The sequence below is a fragment of the Streptomyces sp. NPDC059828 genome (assembly GCF_042731955.1).
GTDB lineage: Bacteria > Actinomycetota > Actinomycetes > Streptomycetales > Streptomycetaceae > Streptomyces.
The window spans coordinates 27,396-48,468 of record NZ_JBHWIW010000037.1; the positions used below are offsets into that span (position 1 = coordinate 27,396).

At 71.1% G+C, this 21,073-nt stretch carries 14 protein-coding genes; 2 read left to right on the forward strand and 12 right to left on the reverse strand.

Annotated elements, in window-relative coordinates:
* Positions 1 to 31: 31 nt before the first annotated feature.
* Positions 32 to 2,365 (forward strand): malto-oligosyltrehalose synthase, encoded by a 2,334-nt coding sequence (gene treY / locus ACFV6V_RS21775; RefSeq protein ID WP_385567427.1) that lies wholly within the window; start codon positions 32 to 34, stop codon positions 2,363 to 2,365.
* 42 nt (positions 2,366 to 2,407) lie between these two features.
* Here treY and ACFV6V_RS21780 read toward each other — a convergent pair whose 3' ends face one another.
* The 9 genes from ACFV6V_RS21780 to ACFV6V_RS21820 all read right to left on the reverse strand — a co-directional run bounded on the left by ACFV6V_RS21780 (position 2,408) and on the right by ACFV6V_RS21820 (position 15,199).
* Positions 2,408 to 4,810, reverse strand: coding sequence for a glycoside hydrolase family 65 protein (locus tag ACFV6V_RS21780; RefSeq protein WP_385567430.1), 2,403 nt, complete (start codon positions 4,808 to 4,810; stop codon positions 2,408 to 2,410).
* Positions 4,807 to 5,550: an HAD family hydrolase gene (locus tag ACFV6V_RS21785; protein ID WP_385567432.1), complete on the reverse strand. Its 744-nt coding sequence runs from the start codon at positions 5,548 to 5,550 to the stop codon at positions 4,807 to 4,809. The genes ACFV6V_RS21780 and ACFV6V_RS21785 overlap by 4 nt, the downstream gene beginning before the upstream one ends.
* 56 nt (positions 5,551 to 5,606) lie before the next feature.
* Positions 5,607 to 7,118 (reverse strand): glucose-6-phosphate dehydrogenase, encoded by a 1,512-nt coding sequence (gene zwf, locus ACFV6V_RS21790; RefSeq protein WP_385567435.1) that lies wholly within the window; start codon positions 7,116 to 7,118, stop codon positions 5,607 to 5,609.
* Positions 7,119 to 7,121: 3 nt separating this feature from the next.
* Positions 7,122 to 8,153 carry a phosphogluconate dehydrogenase (NAD(+)-dependent, decarboxylating) gene (gene gnd, locus ACFV6V_RS21795; RefSeq protein ID WP_385567437.1) on the reverse strand — a complete coding sequence of 344 codons (1,032 nt, stop codon included), beginning with the start codon at positions 8,151 to 8,153 and terminating at the stop codon, positions 7,122 to 7,124.
* On the reverse strand, positions 8,143 to 9,834 hold the full coding sequence (gene pgi / locus ACFV6V_RS21800) for a glucose-6-phosphate isomerase (RefSeq protein WP_385567440.1): 1,692 nt from the start codon (positions 9,832 to 9,834) through the stop codon (positions 8,143 to 8,145). The genes gnd and pgi overlap by 11 nt, the downstream gene beginning before the upstream one ends.
* The gene (gene tkt / locus ACFV6V_RS21805) at positions 9,831 to 11,909 is read right to left on the reverse strand and encodes a transketolase (protein WP_385567442.1); all 2,079 of its coding nucleotides are present in this window, start codon (positions 11,907 to 11,909) and stop codon (positions 9,831 to 9,833) included. Before tkt ends, pgi begins: the two co-directional genes overlap by 4 nt.
* A 220-nt stretch (positions 11,910 to 12,129) precedes the next feature.
* The gene (locus ACFV6V_RS21810; RefSeq protein ID WP_385567445.1) at positions 12,130 to 12,984 is read right to left on the reverse strand and encodes a universal stress protein; all 855 of its coding nucleotides are present in this window, start codon (positions 12,982 to 12,984) and stop codon (positions 12,130 to 12,132) included.
* A 174-nt stretch (positions 12,985 to 13,158) separates the two neighbouring features.
* Entirely contained in the window at positions 13,159 to 13,707 is a 549-nt protein-coding gene (locus ACFV6V_RS21815) for a DUF1707 and FHA domain-containing protein (RefSeq protein WP_385567447.1), read from the reverse strand.
* 100 nt (positions 13,708 to 13,807) lie between these two features.
* The gene (locus ACFV6V_RS21820) at positions 13,808 to 15,199 is read right to left on the reverse strand and encodes a GH1 family beta-glucosidase (protein WP_385567450.1); all 1,392 of its coding nucleotides are present in this window, start codon (positions 15,197 to 15,199) and stop codon (positions 13,808 to 13,810) included.
* A 137-nt stretch (positions 15,200 to 15,336) separates the two neighbouring features.
* Between ACFV6V_RS21820 and treZ the strand changes: the two genes are divergently transcribed.
* Positions 15,337 to 17,088, forward strand: a complete 1,752-nt coding sequence (gene treZ / locus ACFV6V_RS21825; RefSeq protein ID WP_385567453.1) for a malto-oligosyltrehalose trehalohydrolase — start codon at positions 15,337 to 15,339, stop codon at positions 17,086 to 17,088.
* Positions 17,089 to 17,098: 10 nt separating this feature from the next.
* On the opposite strand, the gene ACFV6V_RS21830 is transcribed toward treZ, so the two are convergent.
* The 3 genes from ACFV6V_RS21830 to ACFV6V_RS21840 all read right to left on the reverse strand — a co-directional run bounded on the left by ACFV6V_RS21830 (position 17,099) and on the right by ACFV6V_RS21840 (position 21,024).
* The gene (locus ACFV6V_RS21830; protein ID WP_385567456.1) at positions 17,099 to 18,238 is read right to left on the reverse strand and encodes a M24 family metallopeptidase; all 1,140 of its coding nucleotides are present in this window, start codon (positions 18,236 to 18,238) and stop codon (positions 17,099 to 17,101) included.
* Between the two features lie 201 nt (positions 18,239 to 18,439).
* Positions 18,440 to 19,852: an MmgE/PrpD family protein gene (locus ACFV6V_RS21835; protein WP_385567458.1), complete on the reverse strand. Its 1,413-nt coding sequence runs from the start codon at positions 19,850 to 19,852 to the stop codon at positions 18,440 to 18,442.
* 212 nt (positions 19,853 to 20,064) lie between these two features.
* Complete coding sequence (locus tag ACFV6V_RS21840; protein ID WP_385567461.1) at positions 20,065 to 21,024, reverse strand: hypothetical protein; 960 nt, start codon at positions 21,022 to 21,024, stop codon at positions 20,065 to 20,067.
* Between the last annotated feature and the right edge of the window lie 49 nt (positions 21,025 to 21,073).

Genomic DNA, 21,073 nt, shown 5'->3' on the forward strand with positions numbered 1-21,073 from the left:
AGATGGCGCCGATGCGGGTACGTACGTTCGCATGACGCCCACCGCCACCTACCGGCTCCAGCTACAGCCGGCCTTCCCCTTCCGGGCCGCCGAGGAAGCAGTGCCGTACCTCGCCCGGCTCGGGGTCTCCCACCTGCATCTGTCCCCGGTACTGGAGGCGGTGCCGGGCTCGGAACACGGCTATGACGTCGTGGACCACTCCCGCGTACGGGAGGAACTCGGGGGCGAGGAGGGACTGCGGTCGCTGGCCGCCACGGCGCGTGAGCACGGTCTGGGTCTCGTGCTCGACATCGTGCCCAACCACATGGCGGCATCGCCCCGGCACAACCGGCCCCTGTGGGAGGTCCTGCGCCAAGGGCCCGGCTCACCGTACGCACGCTGGTTCGACATCGACTGGGAGGCGGGCGGCGGCAAGGTGCTGATGCCGGTGCTCGCCGGACGTCTCGGGGACGAGCTGGACGCGCTGCGCGTCGAGGGACGGGAGCTGCACTACGGGGACCACCGTTTCCCGCTGCGCGAGGGCACCGAAGGGCTGCCGCTGCCGGAGCTGCTGGACGCGCAGTGGTACCGGCTCGGCTGGTGGCGGCTGGCCCGCACGGAGCTCAACTACCGGCGCTTCTTCACCATTTCCGAGCTGATCGCGGTCCGGGTCGAGGACCCGGAGGTGTTCGCCGCCACCCACGCCAAGATCCTCGAGCTGGTGCGGGACGAGGTCGTCGACGGACTGCGGATCGACCACCCGGACGGTCTCGCCGACCCCGAGGAGTATCTGCACCGGCTGGACGAGGCGAGCAGCGGCTGCTGGACGGTGGTGGAGAAGATCCTCACCGGAGGCGAGCGGCTTCCGTCGTCGTGGCCGGTCGCCGGGACGACCGGCTATGACGCGCTGCACCGGATCGACGGGGTCTTCACCGACGCCGACGGGTTCGGGGAACTGCTGAGCGTCTACCGGGACTTCACCGCTCCCGCCGGCGACCGGGGCGGCTACTGGGGCGCCACGGCGCGCCGCGCCGCCTACAAGGTGGTGACCCACGAGCTGGTGGCGGAGACCGAGACCCTCGCGCGGCTGGCGCAGCGGGTGTGCGGGGCTGACCCCGCCCTGCGCGACCACGCGCCCTGGGCGCTGCGCACGGCGATCCGGGAGCTGCTGGTGCGGATGCCGGTCTATCGCGCCTACCGCACGGGCGGGGAGGCGGTGCTCACGGCGGACCTCGCGCTGCGTGCCAAGGGGGTGTTCGCGGTCCCCGAGGAAGCGGACGCGGTGGATGTGATCCGGGATCTGGCGCTGGGCCTCGGGGAGACCGGTCACGGCCCCGCGCAGTCCGCGTTCCGCGCCCGCTTCGCCCAGACCTCTTCCGCGCTGCGCGCCAAGTCCGTCGAGGACACCGCCTTCTACCGGTACTCGCCGCTGCTGTCCGCCAACGAGGTGGGCGGGGATCCCGGGCAGCCGGCGGTGAGCCCCGCGGATTTCCACGCCTACTGTGACCGGATCGCCCGGGACTGGCCCGCCACGGGCACGGTGCTGTCCACCCATGACACCAAGCGCAGCGCGGATGTCCGGGCCAGGATCGCGGTGCTGTCCCAGTGCCCGGGGCGCTGGCGGCAGTTGCTGACCGAGTTGTCACCGGTGGCCGCGCCCGATCCTCATCTGGCGTGGGTGGCCTGGCAGACGGCGTTCGGCCTCGGGATCCCCCGTGCGGACCGGATCGGGCCCGCGCTGCTGAAATCCGTACGGGAGGCGGGCCTGCACACCAGCTGGACCGAGCCCGATCCGGCGTACGAGCGTGCGGTGGAGGAGTTCGTGGCGGCGGGGCCCACGGGGCCGCCGCTGTACACCCTGGCGGTGTTCACCCGAGCACTCGACGGGCATGTACGGGCGAACGCCCTGGGCTCCGCGCTGGTCCAGCTCACCATGCCGGGGGTGCCAGAGCTGTACCAGGGCACCGAGCACCGGTATCTCGCTCTGGTCGACCCGGACAACCGGGAGCCGTTCCGCGAGCGCCCACCGGACGAGAAGGCGGCTCTCACTCGTACGGCGCTGGGGCTGCGGCGCCGTCGCCCCGAGGTGTTCGGCGCGCCCGGCGGGTACGCGCCGCTGGCGGCCACGGGGCCGGCGGCGGCGCACTGTCTGGCGTTCAGCCGGGCGGGCCAGGTGGTGACGGCGGTGACCCGGCTCTCGCTGCGGCTTGAGGCGGGAGGTGGCTGGGGCGGGACCTCGCTGACCCTTCCGGAGGGGCGCTGGGCCGATCTGCTGTGTCCTGGGCGGGAGTTCACGGGCGGGGACGGCGACCGGGCGGGCGTACCGCTGGCGGAGCTGTTCGCCGAGCGTCCGGTGGCCCTGCTGGAGCGGGTCGCGGGGAGCTGAGCCGGGCCGGTCGCCCGGAGTGGTCCGCGACCCGCCCCCCGCTCAGCCTGCCGCTTCCCCGGCGACCGGGTCCGTCCCTCCCATCCGGTCGGCCGGGCGGCGCCCCTTGGGCTGCTGCGGCTCCGGCAGGACCGGTGCGGGCGGCAGCGGGAGCCGCATCGGCTTACCGGCCTTCACGGTGAACAGCTCGCCGTGGTGGAGCAGCGTGAGCGGTTCCCCCTCGACCAGGGTGTAGTGGGCCCCGGAGTGCCGGATGTCCACCTGCAGTGCGCGTCCCCGGATGAGCAGGGTGAACTTCACCCCGGTCAGCGCCTCCGGCAGCCGCGGGGAGAACCCGAGGCAGCCCGGCTTCCCCTCCCCGGTGGTGTGGTGGTGCCGCAGCCCGCCGAAGCCCATCACCAGGGCCATCCAGGTCCCCGCGAGGGAGGCGATGTGCAGCCCGTCGCGGGTGTTGTGCTCCAGGTTCTCCAGATCCATCAGGGCGGCCTCGCCCAGATAGTCGTAGGCCAGCCTCAGTTGCCCGGTCTCCGCCGCGAGCACGGCCTGGCAGCATGCCGAGAGCGAGGAGTCCCGCACGGTCAGCGCCTCGTAGTAGGCGAAGTTGCGCGCCTTCTCCTCCGCCGTGAAGTCGTCCCCGCAGGTCGCCATGGCGAACACCAGGTCCGCCTGCTTGACCACCTGCTTGCGGTAGAGGTCGAAGTAGGGGAAGTGCAGCAGCAGCGGATACTGCTCGGCGGTCGTGGAATCGAAGTCCCAGCGCTGGAACCCGGTGAACCCTGCCGACTGCTCGTGCACCCCGAGCGTGTCGTTGTACGGCACGGCCATCCGGGCGGCGGCGTCGCGCCAGGCGGCCGTCTCCTCCTCGTCGACGCCGAGCTCCTCGGCCCGGTCGGGGTGGCGGGTCGCCGTCTCGGCCGCGACCCGCAGATTCCGCCGTGCCATCACGTTGGTGTACAGGTTGTCGCGGGCAATGGCGCTGTACTCGTCGGGGCCGGTGACACCGTCGATGTGGAAGACGCCCTCCGCGTCATGGTGGCCCAGCGAGCGCCACAGCCGGGCGGTGTGCACCAGCAGTTCCAGGCCCGGACCGCGCTCGAACGCCTCGTCGCCGGTGGCGTTCACATAGCGCGCCACGGCGTAGGCGATATCGGCGTTGATGTGGAAGGCCGCCGTGCCGGCGGGCCAGTAGGCGGAGCACTCCGCACCGGTGATGGTCCGCCAGGGGAATGCGGCGCCCGCGAACCCGAGCTGATGGGCCCGGTCGCGGGCCGCTGGCAGGGTGGCGTGGCGCCAGCGCAGTACGGGGGCGACGGCCTGGGGTGCCGTGTAGGTGAGCATCGGCAGCACGAAGGACTCCACGTCCCAGAAGGAGTGCCCGTCGTATCCGGTGCCGGTCAGGCCCTTGGCGGGGATGGCCCGCTGCTCCCCCCGCGCGGCGGCCTGAAGCACATGGAAGAGGGAGAAGCGCACCGCCTGCTGGATCTGCGCGTCACCGTCCACCTCGACGTCCGCGCAGGACCAGAAGTGGTCCAGGTAGGCACGCTGCTCGGCGAGCAGCCCCTCCCAGCCGGTGCTGCGGGCGGCGGCCACGGCCGCGTGGACCTGGTCCTGGAGTGCGGTCAGCGAGCGCTCCGCCGACCAGCCGTAGCCCACGAACTTCACCAGCCGCAGCCGCTTGCCGGGGGCCAGTGTGGCGGTCACCGTGACCCTGCTGACGTCCGGTTCGCTGTCGGCCGACCAGCTCGTCCCCTCGGGGCCCTCGATGATGTGGTCGGCGCCGACGGCCACCCGCTGGCCGCTGTCCCTGGTCCGGTGCACCAGGCGCAGCCGGGTGTCCCGGGCGAAGTCCTCCTCGGACTCCAGCGGTGAGTCGATCGCGGCGGCGACCCGGGGGTCGCCGGTGTCGTGCGGGACGGCCTCGTTGGCGATGAGTTCCGACTGGACGGCCACGGTGGACTCGCCGTTCAGCACCTCCACCTCGTAGGCGACCGCGGCGATGGCCCGCTGGGTGAGGGACACCATCCGGTGCGAGGTGATACGGACGGCGCGCCCGGCGGGCGTGGTCCACTCGGCGGTACGGCGCAGGACTCCGGTCCGGAAGTCCAGCACGCGTTCGTGGGAGGTCAGTTCGCCGTAGCGCAGATCGCAGGGGTGGTCGTCCACCAGCAGCCGGATGATCTTTCCGTCCGTGACGTTGATCAGCGTCTGGCCGGACTCGGGATAGCCGTATCCGGCCTCCGCGTAGGGCAGCGGATGGAGCTCGTGCACCCCGTTGAGATACGAGCCCGGCAGCCCGTGCGGCTCCCCCTCGTCCAGGTTGCCGCGCCAGCCGACATGGCCGTTGGACAGGGCGAACACCGACTCGCTCTGGGCGAGTACGTCGAGGTTCAGCTCGGTCTCGCGCAGGCACCAGGGTTCGACGGCGAACGCGGAGTGGTTGATCACCGCGCCTCCAGCAGCTCGGAGAGGTCGTCGACGACGATGCCCGCGCCGTGCCGGCGCAACTCCTCGGCCTGCCCGGTCCGGTCGACGCCCACGACGAGTCCGAAGCCTCCGGCGCGCCCGGCCTCCACTCCGGCGAGCGCGTCCTCGAAGACGGCGGCCGTCTCCGGCTCGACGCCGAGGACGCGGGCCGCGGCCAGATAGGTGTCCGGCGCGGGTTTGCCGCGCAGGTGGTGCTCGCGGACGGTGATCCCGTCGATGCGTTCCTCGAAGAGCTCCTCGATACCTGCGGCGATCAGCACATCGCGGCAATTGGCACTGGACGAGACCACCGCACGGTGCAGGCCGGCGTCCCGGGCGGCGCGGACGTAGGCCACCGAACCCTCGTACGCCTCGACGCCCTGTTCGCGGATCCTGCGCAGCACCATCTCGTTCTTGCGGGTGCCCAGACCGTTCACGGTCTCCTGGTCCGGCCCGTCGTCGGACGTGCCCTCCGGCAGTTCGACTCCGCGTGAGGCGAGGAAAGTGCGGACCCCGTCCTCGCGGGGCAGGCCGTCCACGTACTGGTCGTAGTCGCGGACGGCGTCGAACGCCACGAAGGGCGCGCCCTCCCGCTCGGCACGGGTGCGCAGATAGTCGTCGAACATCTCCTTCCACGCGGCGGCGTGCACCTTCGCGGTGCGGGTGAGCACGCCGTCGAGGTCGAACAGGCAGGTCCGTACGTGATCCGGAAGACCGAGCATGCATCCGAGGCTAAGGGCTGTCGGGTCGGCCCTGGCGGATCAGCGCGCGGATGGCGTCACCGATGGTCCGGCAGACTCCAGTGGTACGGGGCGATCAGCCGGTTGATGCTCTCCGGACCCCAGGAGCCCGGGGCGTACGGCTCCACCGGGCGCGGGTGCTCGAGGAGCGGGGCGGACGCCGCCCAGAGGCGCTCGATCCCGTCGGCGCGGGTGAACAGCGACTGGTCGCCGAGCATCGCGTCCAGGATGAGGCGCTCATAGCCTTCGAGGGCGTACATCGCGTTGAAGGAGTCGGCGTAGTTGAACACCATCTCGGCCTCGTCCAGGCGCATCGCGGGGCCCGGCTCCTTCACCAGGAAACGGATGGCGACCCGGCCGGGGTCGTTGAAGTCGATCACCAGTTCGTTGTTGCGGGGCTCCCCGGAGTCATGCGCGGTGCACGGGAACATCCGCAGGGCCGGTTCCCGGAACCCGAGGGTCACCACATGCCGGCCCTCGGCGAGGGACTTGCCGGAGCGCAGATAGAACGGCACTCCGGCCCACCGCCAGTTGTCGAGTTCCACGCGCAGTGCCACGAAGGTCTCGGTGTCCGAGTGCGGGTCGACCCCGGGCTCGTCGCGGTAGCCCTCGTACTGGCCGCGTACGACATGCTCCGGGTCCAGCGGCCGCATGGTCTCGAAGACCTTGGTCTTCTCGTCGCGCAGGCACTTGGCGTTGAGGCTGGTGGGGGGCTCCATCGCCACGAACCCGAGCAGCTGGAAGAGATGAGTGACGATCATGTCCCGGAAGGTCCCGGTCCCTTCGAAGAACTGCGCGCGGCCCTCGATGCTGAGCTTCTCGGGTACGTCGATCTGCACATGGCTGATGTGGTCCCGGTTCCAGACGGGCTCGAGGAAGCCGTTGGCGAACCGCAGCGCGAGGATGTTGTCGACGGACTCCTTGCCGAGGAAGTGGTCGATGCGGAACACCCGTGACTCGGCGAAGACGGAGTGGATGGTGGCGTTGAGGGCCTCGGCCGATGCCAGGTCCGTGCCGAACGGCTTCTCCACGATGACCCGTCCGTTTTCGGCGAGACCGGTCGCGCCCAGCATCTCGATGACGGAGGGGAAGGCCTTCGGCGGCACGGCGAGGTGGAACAGGCGCCGCGGGGAGCCGCCGATGGCCTCCTCGGCGTCCCTGACGGCCGCGAGCAGCGGGCCGGGGTCGTCGGGGTCCTCCGCCCCGAAGGTCAGGGCGTCCTCGAACCGCTGCCAGTCCTCACCCTCGGGCTTCGAGCGGCCGAACTCGGCGACCGCCTCGCGGGCCCGTTTGCGGAACTCGTCGTCGCTGAGTGCCGCCTGGGACGGTGCGGAGCCGACGATCCGGTAGCGGGCCGGCATCAGACCGGCCTTGGCGAGGTGGAACAGGCCCGGCAGGAGCTTGCGCCGGGCGAGGTCGCCGGTCGCGCCGAACAGCACGACGACATGGTCGTCGGGGACCGGGACGCCGTTGCCCGACTGGTGCGCCGCCTGGCTTGCCGCCTCGCTCGCTTCCTGGTTCGTCTCCTGAACGTGTGCGGGACCGGACATCGCTCACCCCGCCTTCTCGGCGTGACCGCCGAACTCGCCGCGCATCGCCGAGAGCACCTGGTCGGTGAACTCGCCGAGCCTGCGGGACTCGAACCGCTGGATCAGCGCCGCGGTGATCACCGGCGCCGGCACGCTCTCGTCCACCGCCGCCAGCACCGTCCAGCGGCCCTCGCCGGAGTCGGAGACCCGCCCGGTGAACTCGTCGAGGCCCGGAGAGCGGGCCAGTGCGTCGGCGATCAGATCGACCAGCCAGGAGCCGACCACCGAGCCGCGCCGCCACACCTCGGCGACCTCTCCCACATCGATGGTGTACGGGTACGCCTCGGGCTCGCGCAGTGGGGCGGTCTCGGCGTCGACGGTGCGGTTGGTGAGCCCCGCGTCCGCGTGCTTGATGATGCTGAGGCCCTCGGCGATGGCGGCCATCATGCCGTACTCGACCCCGTTGTGGACCATCTTCACGAAGTGGCCCGCTCCGTTGGGTCCGCAGTGCAGATAGCCCTCGGGCGCTGTGCCGTCGGTCCGGGTCCTGCCGGGCGTGGGCTCGGCGAGGCCCTTGCCGGGGGCGATGGTGCGGAAGACCGGGTCGAGCCGGGCCACGGCTTCGTCGTCGCCGCCGATCATCAGGCAGTATCCGCGTTCCAGGCCCCAGACACCGCCTGAGGTCCCGCAGTCGACGTAGTGGATACCGCGAGGGGCCAGCTCCTGGGCCCGGGTCATGTCGTCCCGGTAGTACGAGTTGCCGCCGTCGATCACGGTGTCACCGGTGTCGAGCAGCCCGGCGAGCTCGTCCAGGGTCTTCTGCACCACACCGGCGGGCAGCATCAGCCAGACGTTGCGAGGCTGCTCCAGCTTGCCGACGAAGTCCTGGAGGGACGAGGCCGCCGTGGCGCCTTCCTTCTCGAGCTCCTTGACGGCCTTGGTGTCCAGGTCGAACACGACGCAGTGATGGCCGTCGCGCATCAGCCGGCGTACCAGGTTGGCGCCCATCCGGCCGAGGCCGATCATGCCGAGCTGCATGGGTGTGTCAGTGGTCATGGCCGACCCCGTTCTCGTGACCGCTCTTGTGACCGCTCTTGTGACCGTTTCCGTGCCCGTTCTTGAGGGCGCGGTAGTGGCGGATGAGTGCGTTGGTGGACGAGTCGTGTCGCAGCTCCGGCTCCCGGTCGGCGGTGAGCTCCGGGATGATCTCGGCTGCCAGGACCTTGCCGAGCTCGACGCCCCACTGGTCGAAGGAGTCGATGTTCCAGACGGTGCCCTGGGTGAACACGTTGTGCTCGTAGAGCGCGACCAGCCGGCCCAGCACACGCGGCGTGAGCTTCTCCGCCAGCAGCACGGTGGAGGGCCGGTTGCCCTCCATCACCCGGTGGGGCACGACCTCGGGGGCGGTGCCCTCCGCGCGTACCTCCTCCTCGGTGCGGCCGAAGGCGAGCGCCTGGGCCTGGGCGAAGATGTTGGACGACAGGATGTCGTGGTGATCGCCCAGCGGGTTGAGGCTCTTGCCGAAGCCGATCAGGTCGACCGGGATCAGCCGGGTGCCCTGGTGCATCAGCTGGTAGAAGCTGTGCTGGCCGTTGGTGCCCGGCTCGCCCCAGTAGACGGGGCCGGTGTCGTAGTCCACCCGGTCGCCGCCGAGGGTCACGTGCTTGCCGTTGGACTCCATGGTGAGCTGCTGGAGATAGGCGGGGAAGCGGCTCAGATACTGCTCGTACGGCATCACGCCGACCGTCTGGGCGCCGAAGAAGTCCGCGTACCAGACCGCGAGCAGGCCCATCAGCACCGGCAGGTTCCGCTCCAGCGGGGCGGTCCGGAAGTGCTCGTCCATGTCGTGGAAACCGGCAAGCAGCTCACGGAACAGCTCGGGGCCGATGGCCAGCATGGTCGACAGGCCGATGGCCGAGTCCATCGAGTAGCGTCCGCCGACCCAGTCCCAGAAGCCGAACATGTTGTCGGTGTCGATACCGAAGGCGGCGACCCGTTCGGCGTTGGTGGACACGGCGGCGAAGTGCCGGGCGACGGCCTCCTCACCGAGCCGTCCCACCAGCCAGTCCCGTGCCGAGTGGGCGTTGGTGAGGGTCTCCAGCGTGCCGAACGTCTTGGACGAGACGATGAACAGGGTCTCGTCGGCTGACAGGTCGCGCAGCGCCTCCACGAGATCGGTCGAGTCGACGTTGGAGACGAAGCGGAACGTCATGTCGCGGCTGGTGTAGTGGCGCAGCGCCTCGTACGCCATCACCGGGCCGAGGTCGGAGCCGCCGATACCGATGTTGACGACATTGCGGATCGGCTTCCCGGTCGCGCCCCGCCACTGCCCCGAGCGCACCCGCTCCGTGAACGCGGCCATCCGGTCGAGCACGCCGTGGACCTCGCGTACGACGTCGGTGCCGTCGACGACCAGGGAGCTGCCCTGGGGCATGCGCAGGGCGATGTGCAGCACGCGCCGGTTCTCCGACACGTTGATGCGGTCCCCGCGGAACATCTCGTCCCGGTGGTGCTCGAGGCGGGACTCCCGGGCGAGGTCCAGCAGCAGGCCCATGGTCTCGTCGGTGACCAGGTGCTTGGAGTAGTCGAGATACAGCCCGGCGGCCTCGGCGCACAGCCGCTCGCCGCGTCCGGGGTCATCGGCGAACAGCGACCGCAGATCGTGCGCGGCGACCTCCTCGTGGTGCCGTTCCAGCGCCTGCCATGCGGGGCGCTTGCGGAGCAGAGTGGCCGTCATCGGGTCATCGCCTCCTGCGGGCGTGCGAGTACTTCACGCGCGGCCTCGGCCACCCGCTCGGGGGTGAAGCCGAACTTGGTCAGCAGTTGTTTGAGGGGTGCGGAGGCGCCGAAGGTGTGCATGCCGATGAGCGCGCCGCCGTCGCCGACGTAGCGGTCCCAGCCGAAGGTCGAAGCCTGCTCGATGCCGACCCGCGCGGTGACGTGCGGCGGCAGCACCTGGTCGCGGTACTCCCTGGGTTGACGGTCGAACAGCTCCCAGCAGGGCATGCTGACCACGCGGGCCTGGATGCCCTCGGCCGCCAGCTCTTCCCGGGCGGACAGTGCGAGGTGCACCTCCGAGCCCGTGGCGAGCAGGATCACCTCGGGCTCGCCCGACGGCGCGTCGGCCAGTACGTAGGCGCCCAGGGCCACTCCGGACGCGGCGGCGAGCCGAGACCGGTCGAGGGTGGGGAGCGCCTGGCGGGAGAGCACCAGCGCCGCGGGCTCATGGCGCAGTCCGGCGACCAGCCGCCAGGTCTCGGTGACCTCGTTGGCGTCGCAGGGACGGAACACCAGGAGTCCGGGCATCGCCCTCAGTCCGGCAATCTGTTCGACCGGCTGGTGGGTGGGGCCGTCCTCGCCGACGCCGATGGAGTCATGGGTGAAGATGTGCACGACCGGGATCTCCATCAGCGCGGAAAGCCGGATGGCGGCCTTGGCGTAGTCGGAGAAGATCAGGAACCCGGACCAGTACGACCGCAGTTTGGTCAGGGCCATCCCGTTGGCCAGGGCGGCCGAGGCGTGCTCCCGTACGCCCAGGTGGAGATTGCGCCCGTACGGCTCGTCCGGCTCGGAGTCCCCCGCTCCCTCGAAGGTGAGCCGGGTCTTGGTGGACGGCGCCAGGTCCGCCGACCCGCCGACGATCCAGGGCACCCGCTCGGCGAGGGCGTTGAGCACCCGGCCGGACGACTCCCTGGTGGCCAGGCCCTTGGGGTCGGCGGGGAAGTCGGGGACCTTGCTGTCCCAGCCGTTCGGCAGTTCGCGGCGCTGCATGCGCTGGATCTCGTCGGCGAGCCCGGGCCAGGCCGCGCGATAGGCCTCGAACCGCTTCTCCCAGGCACCGCGCAGCTCGGCGCCGCGGGCGCCGATGCCCTGCTCGAAGCGGGTACGGACCTCGTCGGGGACCCAGAACTCGCGGTCCTCGGGCAGTCCGAGGAAACGCTTGGCCGTCCGTACGCCCTCCGGTCCCAAAGGAGATCCATGGGCCTTCGGCGAGTCCTCCACGGGCGAGCCGTAGCCGATGTGACTGTGCACCAGGATCAGTGTGGGGCGCTCGGACTCGGCCCGGAAGGTGTGGAAGGCGCGGTCCACGGCGTCCAGGTCGTTGGCATCGGCGACGGTGGTCACGTTCCAGCCGTACGCGAGGAAGCGGGCGGCCACGTCCTCGGTGAAGGCGATCCCGGTGTGCCCCTCGATGGTCACCCGGTTGGAGTCGTAGATCCAGCACAGGTTCGCCAGTTGCTGGTGTCCGGCGAGGGAGGCGGCCTCGGAGGCGATGCCCTCCATCATGCAGCCGTCACCGGCGAGCGCGTACACGTCGAAGTCGAAGAGCGGGAAGTCGTCGCGGTTGTAGCGGGCGGCCAGCCAGCGGCCCGCCATCGCCATGCCGACGGAGGTGGCGACGCCCTGGCCCAGCGGCCCGGTCGTGGTCTCCACCCCGCTGGTCCACCGGTACTCGGGGTGTCCGGGGCAGCGGGAGCCGAGCTGCCGGAATGACTTCAGGTCGTCGAGAGTGACCGCGGGGCGCCCGAGCACCTCGTAGTCGGGGTCGACCGCCCGTACCCCGGTCAGGTGCAGCAGGGACCAGAGCAGTGTGGAGGCGTGGCCTTCGGAGAGCACGAAGCGGTCCCGGTTCGGCCAGATCGGGTCCGCGGGGTCGAACCTCAGATACCGCTGCCAGAGCGTGTAAGCGACGGGCGCGATGCCCATCGGCGTGCCCGGGTGCCCGGATGCGGCCTTCTCCACGGCGTCCATGCACAGGCCGCGGATGGTGTTCACCGACAGCGTGTCCAGGTCGATGTCCAGCGTGGTCATATGCGCTCCCGTTTCCGGCAGGTACGGCGGGTACCCGGGCTCGGCGGACTGATGCGGGGCCGGTGGGCGGTCGGGGGGACCCGGCGACCCACGTCCGGGCGCTCCCCGCCCGCCGCACGGCACGGACGATCCTCATGCCAGCCTGGCCGCAATATCCGATCTCGTGCTCACCCGCGAGGGGTGAACAGGGCTGCGGGCGGAGGCCCTCGTCAGGTGGGTGTCAGGCGTGCGGCACCACGGCCACCGGGCAGGCGGCGTGGTGGAGCACGGCGTGCGCGATGGAACCGATGTGGGACCCTTTGGCGGCCCGGCGCCGGCCCACGACCACCAGGGCGGCGTCCGCCGCCGACTCCACGAGCCGGTCGGCGGGACGGCCGGGCGCAGCGTCCTCGGTCACCTCGACCTGCGGGAACTTGTCCCGGTAGGGGCGTACGGCCGCCGCCAGCTCAGTCTCCCGTTCCCCGCGCACCTCGGCTTCACGGTGGTGGAAGGCGGGGCCGTGCCAGGTGTGCAGGATGTGAAGCGGGGCACTGTGCTTGGCCGCGAAGTCGAAGGCGAACGCCAGCAGCTCACCGCCGTCGTCACCATGTCCGACGTCGAGACCCACGACGATCTCGCCACGCTCGGCGCGGCCCGCGCCGGGGCCCTCCTCGCCGTAGCCCGGACGCACCAGCACCACGGGGCGCTTGGCGTCCGCCACGACCTCCTGTCCCACCGAGCCCACGATGAAACCGGAGGCGCTGCCGAGCGCGGACGACCCGAGCACCAGCAGTTCCGAGTCGGAGCCCACGTCCACCAGCAGCCGGACGGGGGCGTCCTCGGTCTCCTCCGGGGACGTGCTGATCCCCGGCCTGCGGGTGTGGGCCCGCTGCTCGGCCGCGGCCAGCAGGCTGCGGTCCTCCTCGCCCTGCGCCTCGCGCGTCGGCTTCACGGCCTGGAGCCGGTGCTCCTGCCAGCGCGACGCGTACACCAGGCGAAGGCCCGTGCCCCGCAGCGCGGCCTCGTCGGCCGCCCAGTCGATGGCCGACATGCTCTCGCCGGAACCGTCCACTCCCACAGCGATGGGTAGGGACATGGTGGTCCTCCTTGCCTCGGGGCACGTGCGCAGAGCCGTCACGGACCACCGCGCACAAGGACGCCTCAGAACGAAGCTACCGAGGAGCGCCGGGTGCCGCGATTCAGAGCGTCACGTACGGTGAGTGAGGGCCCCGACCGGGTCGGGCAGGGAGCAGGGGGCGCAGGCGGCTGCTCAGCGGGCGGCGAGGCGGAAGCTCATCCGCCCGAAGCCCACCACATCCCCGGCCTGGACCACGACCGCGCCGGTGACCCTGCGGTCGTTGACCGTGGTGCCGTTGGTGGAGCCGAGGTCGCGCAGCACCCACAGCCCGCCGCGCCGCGTCAGTTCGGCGTGCAGCCGGGAGACCGACTCATGGCTCAACCGCAGCCCGTTGGACGGGTCCCGGCCGATGCGCAGGGGATACGGTCCGGGCTCGGGCAGGAGCAGCGGGGGCAGCTTCTCCGCCTGCCAGGCACGGCCGAGCCGCACGGAGAAGGCGGACACCCTGCCGACCGCGCCGAACAGCTTCTTCGCCAGTCGCCCTTCGCTGCGCAGATCGGCGGTGAGCGCCCGCAGTTCATCGGGGCTGCTCGCAGCGAGGGCCAGCTCCACCCGCCGTACGAACGTATCGTGCGAGAGCCTGCCCTGGACCGCGCCCTCCCGGAGTCTGACCAGCGCACGGTCCCGGTCCGCGTCCGAGACGCGGGCGGGATATGTCTGGAACTCGAAGGAGGACGTCACACAGCTGATTGTCGGGCCGGATGCCCCGAGGTGTCCAGAAGCACCGGCCTGGCGGCCGACCGGTGCCCGGCGGGACGTCACGACCGATTGGCCGGGCCGGTCAGTGCCGGGATCGCTGGGCGCGGATCATGTCCCGGTACCACGTGTAGGACGCCTTGGGGGTGCGTTCGAGGGTCTCGTAGTCGACGTGGACCAGTCCGAAGCGCTGTGACGCGCCCTCGACCCACTCGATGTTGTCGGTCAACGACCAGACGAAGTAGCCGCGTACGTCCACTCCCTCCTCGATCGCCCCGTGCAGCGCGCGCAGATGGCCGTCCAGATAGGCGATGCGACGGCCGTCGTCGAGCCCGTCGTACGAACAGCCGTTCTCGGTGATGTGCACGGGCGGCAGCCGGTCCCCGTAGCGCTCCTTGAGCGTGACGAGGAGTTCGCGCAGTCCGTCGGGGACCACGGGCCAGCCGAAGTGGGTGCGTTCCGCGCCTTCGATCTCCCGGAGCCCGAAGGGCAGCCCTTCGGGCATGCCGAGTCCGGCGTACGAGTCCAGGGCCTCCGGTGCCGGGGCTCCGACCAGCATGGGGCTGTAGTAGTTGATGCCGTACCAGTCCAGGGGCTGGGAGATCAGAGCGAGGTCGTCGGCGACCGGCCCGGGCATCAGGCCGTCGAAGCCCTCGGGGTAGCGGCCCGTCAGCAGCGGGTCGGCGAAGAGCCAGTTGGTGAGGGTGTCGTAGATCTCGGCACCGGCGCGGTCCTCCTCGCTTGCGCTCGCGGCCCGTACGGGCGAGTGGGAGACCGCGAGGCCGACGGCACCGGCGCCCGCCTCGCGCAGGGCCTGGACGGCGAGGCCATGAGCGAGCAGCTGGTGGTGGGCGGCGGGCAGGGCGTCGAAGAGGAGCTGTTTTCCGGGCGCGTGCTCCCCGAGCGCATAGCCGAGCAGAGTGACTTCGGCCGGTTCGTTGATGGTGATCCACATGGGGACGCGGTCGGCGAGGCGGTCGGCGACGACGGCGGCGTAGTCGGCGAAGCGGGCGGCGGTGTCCCGGTTCAGCCAGCCGCCCGCCTCGTCCAGAGGCAGCGGGGTGTCCCAGTGGTAGAGGGTCGGCGCGGGCGTGATGCCGTGGGCGCACAGTTCGTCGACGAGGCGGTCGTAGAAGCCCAGCCCGGCCGGGTTGACCGGACCGCTGCCGCCGGGGATCACCCGGGGCCAGCTGATGGAGAAGCGGAAGGCGCCCGCGCCGAGCCCGGCGAGCAGGGCGACATCCTCGCGGTAGCGCTCATGGAAGCCGGTGCCCCGGGCGGCGTCGGCGCCGTCCTTGATGCGGCCGGGCTGTGCGGCGAAGGCGTCCCAGCCGGACGGGCCCTTGCCGTCGGAGTCGGTGGCGCCCTCGGTCTGGAAGGCGGAGGCGGACGCGCCCCACACGAATCCCGGTGGGAAGGCGGGCAGCGCGGTGGCGAGCGGCGCAGTCACGGGCGGCGGTACGGGCTGCGGTGTCATGGCCGGGACCCTAGTACCGGCGAGTAGCCCTCCTCCAGACCCCGGGACTTGCCAGGATGGACGGAGTGCCACCGATACGGAGCTGACGGACCAACGGATCACCGTACTGACGGACCGACACGACAGGGGATGCGCCAGTGCTGTTCGAGGTGTGGGCGCCGCACGCCCGGGACCGGGTCGTGCTGTGGCTGGACGATACGCGGCAACCGATGCGACGCGATCCCGAGCGCAAGGGCTGGTGGACAGCGGAGGTCGACGCGGTCGACGGCACGCGCTACGGCTTCCTGCTGGACGACGGCCCGCTGCTGCCGGACCCGCGTTCACGCCGCCAGCCCGACGGACCTGATGGGCCGAGCGCGGTGGTCGCCCCGGACGCGTACGTCTGGAGCAGCGACGACTGGCCGGGACGCGGACTCACAGGTGCGGTGCTGTACGAGCTGCATGTGGGCACCTGCACGCGGGAGGGCACGCTGGACGCCGCGGCGGAGCGGCTGCCCGAGCTGGTGCACCTGGGCATCACCCATGTGGAGCTGATGCCGGTGTGTCCCTTCCCCGGGGTGCACGGATGGGGGTACGACGGGGTGGCGCCCTGGGCCGTGCACGAGCCGTACGGCGGGCCCGCCGCCCTCAAGCGCTTCGTCGACGCGGCGCACGGCCTGGGGCTCGGGGTGGTCCTGGACGTGGTCCACAACCATCTGGGGCCCTCGGGCAACCATCTGCCCTCCTTCGGCCCGTATCTCACGGACACCCATCACACCCCGTGGGGCTCGGCGATCAACCTGGACGCCCCCGGCTCGGACGAGGTGCGCGCCTATCTGGTGGGCAGCGCGGTGGCCTGGCTGCGTGACTACCGGATGGACGGGCTGCGGCTGGACGCGGTCCACGCCCTCGTCGACAACCGTGCGCTCACGTTCCTGGAGGAGCTGTCGGCCGCGGTGGACGCCTTCGGCGCCGACGTACACCGCCCGGTGTTCCTCATCGCCGAATCGGACCTGTGCGATCCCCGTACGACCACACCGCGCGAGGAGGGCGGGCTCGGGCTGCACGCCCAGTGGAACGACGACTTCCACCATGCCCTGCACACCGCCCTGACCGGCGATTCCCGCGGATACTACGCGGACTTCGCCCGCGCCCCGCTGGCCGCGCTCGCCAAGACGTTCGGGCATGTCTTCTTCCACGACGGGACCTACTCGGCCTTCCGGGGCCGGACCCACGGGCGTCCGGTCGAGCTGAGCCGCACCCCGGCGCACCGCTTCCTGGGTTATGCCCAGACCCATGACCAGATCGGCAACCGCGCGATGGGCGACCGGCTGTCCGCGCGGCTCTCCCCCGGTCTGCTGGCGTGCGCGGCGGCGCTGGTTCTGACGGCGCCGTTCACCCCCATGCTGTTCATGGGTGAGGAGTGGGGGGCCGCCACACCCTGGCAGTACTTCACCGACCACACCGACCCCGAGCTGGCGGAGGCCGTGCGCCAGGGCCGGCGGCGGGAGTTCGCCGGGCACGGCTGGTCGGCGGACGACATCCCGGACCCTCAGGACCCGGCGACCCGGGAGCGCTCCTGCCTGGACCGTACCGAGCGGGAGCGCGAGCCCCACACCCGGCTGCTGGCCTGGTACCGCGAGCTGATCGCCCTGCGCCGATCCCAGCCGGACCTCTCCGACCCCGATCTGGCGGCGGTACGGATCGCCTACGACGAGGAGGCGCGGTGGTTCGTGTTCCGCCGCGGTGACCTCAGGGTCGCGGTCAACCTGGGCGAGGCCCCGGCCGTGATCCCGCTGGGCGGCGGCCCGGCCCGGGTGCTCGCGGTGTGGAACGGAGTCCGGGCACCGGGGCCTGACGGGACGCTGGAACTGCCGGGCGAGTCATGTGTGGTGCTCGCGGACGAGTGAGCAGCGAGGCCTACTCGACGATCGCCAGCTCGCGCGGGGTGTTGTTGAAGCGCCGTCCGCCGCTCTCCGTGACGGTGACGATGTCCTCGATCCGTACTCCGAAGCGCCCCGGCAGATAGATCCCCGGCTCGATCGAGAAGCACATACCGGGCACCAGCGGCTGCTCCTCGCCCTCGATCAGGTACGGCGGCTCATGGGTGGTGACGCCGATGCCGTGACCGGTGCGGTGGATGAAGTACACGCCGTACCCGGCCGCCTCGATGACCGCGCGGGCGGCCCGGTCGACGTCCTGGCACGGCGCCCCGGGACGAACGGCGTCGAACCCGGCCTGCTGCGCGGCGCGCACCACATCGTGGACCCACGCTTCCTCGGCGGTCGGTTCACCCACATGGACGGTGCGGGTGGTGTCGGAGCCGTAGCCGTGCTTGAGACCTCCGAAGTCCAGTACGACCATGTCGCCCTGCCCGATGACACGCTCGCCCGCTTCGTGGTGGGGATTGGCGCCGTTCGGGCCGGACCCGACGACGGTGAAGTCCACCTGCGAGTGCCCGAACCGCAGCAGCAGCGCGGCGAGGTCGGCGGCCACCTCGCTTTCCCGGCGTCCGGCGAAGCGGACCTTGAGGATCTCCCCGTACGCCTCGTCGGCGGCGGCTCCCGCCGCCTCCAGCCGGGCCAGCTCAGCAGCGTCCTTGACCGCCCGCAGCATGGGCAGGGCTTTGGTGAGCGCCACATAGGAGCTGCCCGGGAGCCGCCGTTGCAGTCCGAGCAGGTGCATGGCCCAGGTGTTGTCGCTGACCCCGTAGCGTCCCTCGGCCTCCAGCAGCGCCCCGGCGACGGCGTGCGGGTCCTGCCCGTCCGTCCAGTCCCGCAGGGTGAGCGCGCCGGCGCCGGGGGCGTGTTCGGCGTCGGGAGCCTCCAGGGTCGGCACCACCAGTACGGGATCCCGGCCGTCGGCGAGGTGGAGGAGGGTGAGCCGTTCGGTGGACACCGGCTGGTAGCCGGTGAGATGGACCAGGTCGGGCCCCGGGGCCACGAGCAGGCCGTCGAGTCCGGCCTCGGCAGCGGAGCGCGCGGCGCGGGCCATCCGGGCCCGGTAGTCCTCGGCGGTGAAGGGCTCGGGCGGAGTGTTCATGGCGGGCACGGCGGGCATGGGCTCCTCATCGGCGGCTGGGGTGACGGGCCGGACGGCCCTGGATCAACCTGAGGGTCTCCGCAGTGATTTTCAAGAGCACCACGGCTCGGCCACCCGAACACCCGCCGTCCTGAGACGCGTTGCAGTGCGGCCGGCCCGCACACGCTCGGCCGGCCGGCCGCACAGGGTCCACGGCATCCGGGCAGGCCCGGTCGGCCGTCAGTCCGTCGCGGGGTACGGCACGCGTGCGAGGAGTCCGGTGAGATCGCGTGTGGTGGACCCGGCGATGTTCTTGATGACGTCCTTGATCTCTCCGGCGAGGCCGGGGTCGACCTTGCCTTCCACGAGACGGTCGTACTTGCTGACCGCGTCGTCCCAGGTGAAGGGGCGGCACGGCAGTCCGGGATAGTCGTCGACACCGTGCGTGAGGACACTGCCGTCCTGGAGGCGGACGGTGAGGTGTGCCGGCATCAACTCGGGGTAGGCACGCGTGAAGTCCTGACCCGGCTTGACGACGACCTTGGTCAGCAGATGCTGCACGTCGTCGCGACCGATGCGTTCCGGGAGGAACTGCGCGGGCATCACGTCTCCGTCGAGGAGCGCTACGGCGAGCAGATAGGGGAGGCTGTGGTCGGCCTGCTCCTTCGTCGTGATCGTCGTGGCCGCTCCCCCGTACAGCCCGCCACCGGTGAAGTCGAAGGTGATCTGGGGTACGACCGCCTCGATGGAGACGATCTGCGCGGGGTCGAGCGGCTGCCGCCCGCGTAGTTCGACCATGCAGTGGATCGCCGACTGCGTGTGGATCTCGGCGTTGTACCGCTTGATGGCACTCGTGGCGATGCCTTCGTACTTCTCGTTCGCCCAGTCGACCTCGATGGGCCGGTGCAGCAGATTGTCGATGCCGTTCGGGCCTTCGATGATGGAGAGCGGGCCCTCGACCCCGCGTCGGGCGAGGAACAGCGCGTTCATCGCGGCGAACGCGGACTGAGCCGAGGCGAGCCCCTTCCACTGGGACAGGGGCTTCGCCCGGATGTTGGCGAACGACGCTCCACTCGCACCGGCCATGGCCATCGCGTGGGCGAGCTGTTCCGCTTCCATACCGAGGAGCCGGCCTGCCGCGGCGGGGACCGAGAAGGCGAGCTGCGCGGTGTGGTCGAACCCTCGCGTCATGAAGTTGGCGTGGTCGACGAGCCTGGACTGGATGGTGTAGCTGACGGCGAGCCCCAGCATGAACTCCCGGCCGCTCGCGTCGGCGAGATCCGCTGCGGTGAGGACACCGCCGAAGTTGTCCGCGGTGTGGCAGGTCTCCGTCGGTGCGAGGAAGTTCTCCATGATGTCGACGTAACGCACCAGCGCCGTGTGCCAGAACGATGCGTACACCGGGTTCGATGTCCCACCCGCGATGAGCCGGCAGGCCCCGCCGTCGGCGAAGTCACGCACCTGTGCGCGGCAGGCGTTCACCGGTGGGGCGCCGAGAGCGGCGAGGGAGCAGGCGACACAGTCGAGCACATGGGTGGGCAGCTGCTCGACGGAGGTCTTCGAGAGGTCCTCATAACGCGCACGGTGCGCGTAGGCGGCGATCTCTTCCACCACGGTGGGCTTCGTGTCGACTGCGCTGGCGGGGGCGGCCATGGAATCTCCTCGCGGACTCGGACAGTCAGGGCGGTGCGCGTTCGACCACGCCTCTACGGCCGAATACCGGGACGAACGGGAGTCCGACAGCCGTCGAGCGCGCCGAACGGCATGATGTCCCCACAGTCTTGCGTCACCGCCCGCCGGGACCGGTGCTTCCGATCCGCACGTCGTGCCGCGCCACTCGCATGGCGCAGCACGACGTGCGACGCTCAGTCCTCGCCCGGCTGCCGGCCGATGAGCCTTTCCAGCAGTTCCTGGAAGTCGCCGTCCACGACGATCCGCAGCCCTTCGCCGTCCTCGGTGCGATCACTGAGCTGGGTGAGCGTGCCGTGGCGCCACCAGTAGACGTACGGGGTGATGGCGCCGGGCGTGTCGGCGTACCCGGAAGCGGCGAAGGCCGCCATGCCGTTGAGCGACGGGATGATGCCGGCGTCACGGATGACGTGGAATGCGACCTGGTGCCGGAAGGGCAGCGCGACCAGCGCGCCGTCGGAGGTGATGTGCTGTCCGGTGACCTGATGGGCGAGTGTGTCGAGCGCCAGGACACGGCTGGCGGTGTAGAACGAGTCGCCGACCACCACGTCGAAGCGCAGGCCGCCGGCGTCCTCGACGCGTTCGTGGCCCTCCACCGGGAGGGCTCGGAGGTTCTCCATCGCGCGTTGCCTGAGCTCCTCGACCTTCCCGAGCGGCTCCAGGGCCTCGTCGGTGAGCATCATGACGCTCTCCGGGAGATCGAGGGCGAGCACCTCGCACAGCCCGGGGGCGAGGTGGCGGGCATATCCGAAGGTCTTGGGGTCGAGGCCGTCCGAGCCGATCACCCTCGGGTAGAGCTGGGCGCGGATCTGCTCCGGCGGCAGCGTGTCCAGGGCCGACGGCGCGTCCATGGTGCGCAGCACCAGGGCGACATGCCCGCGGATCACTTCGGGCCACACCCGGGAGCCGCGCTCGTCGTTGTGGCAGACGGCCGCGAGGTTGCCGAGCCCGAACTGGCGTCCGGAGCTGTCGGTCACCACATCGGAGTAGACGGTGACCTCGAGTCCCTGTTCGGCGAACGCCTCCCGGACCTGGCTGCGGAAGCGCGCGGCCTCTCCGACCGAGAGGAAGGTGAACTCCTCGTCGCGGGGCACGTCGTCCCCGTCCCGCTTCGGTCCTCGCCGGAACAGCCCCACATCAGCCCCCGCTCATCCTGTGGTCCTCGGTTTCCCGCGTGTGCTCTGG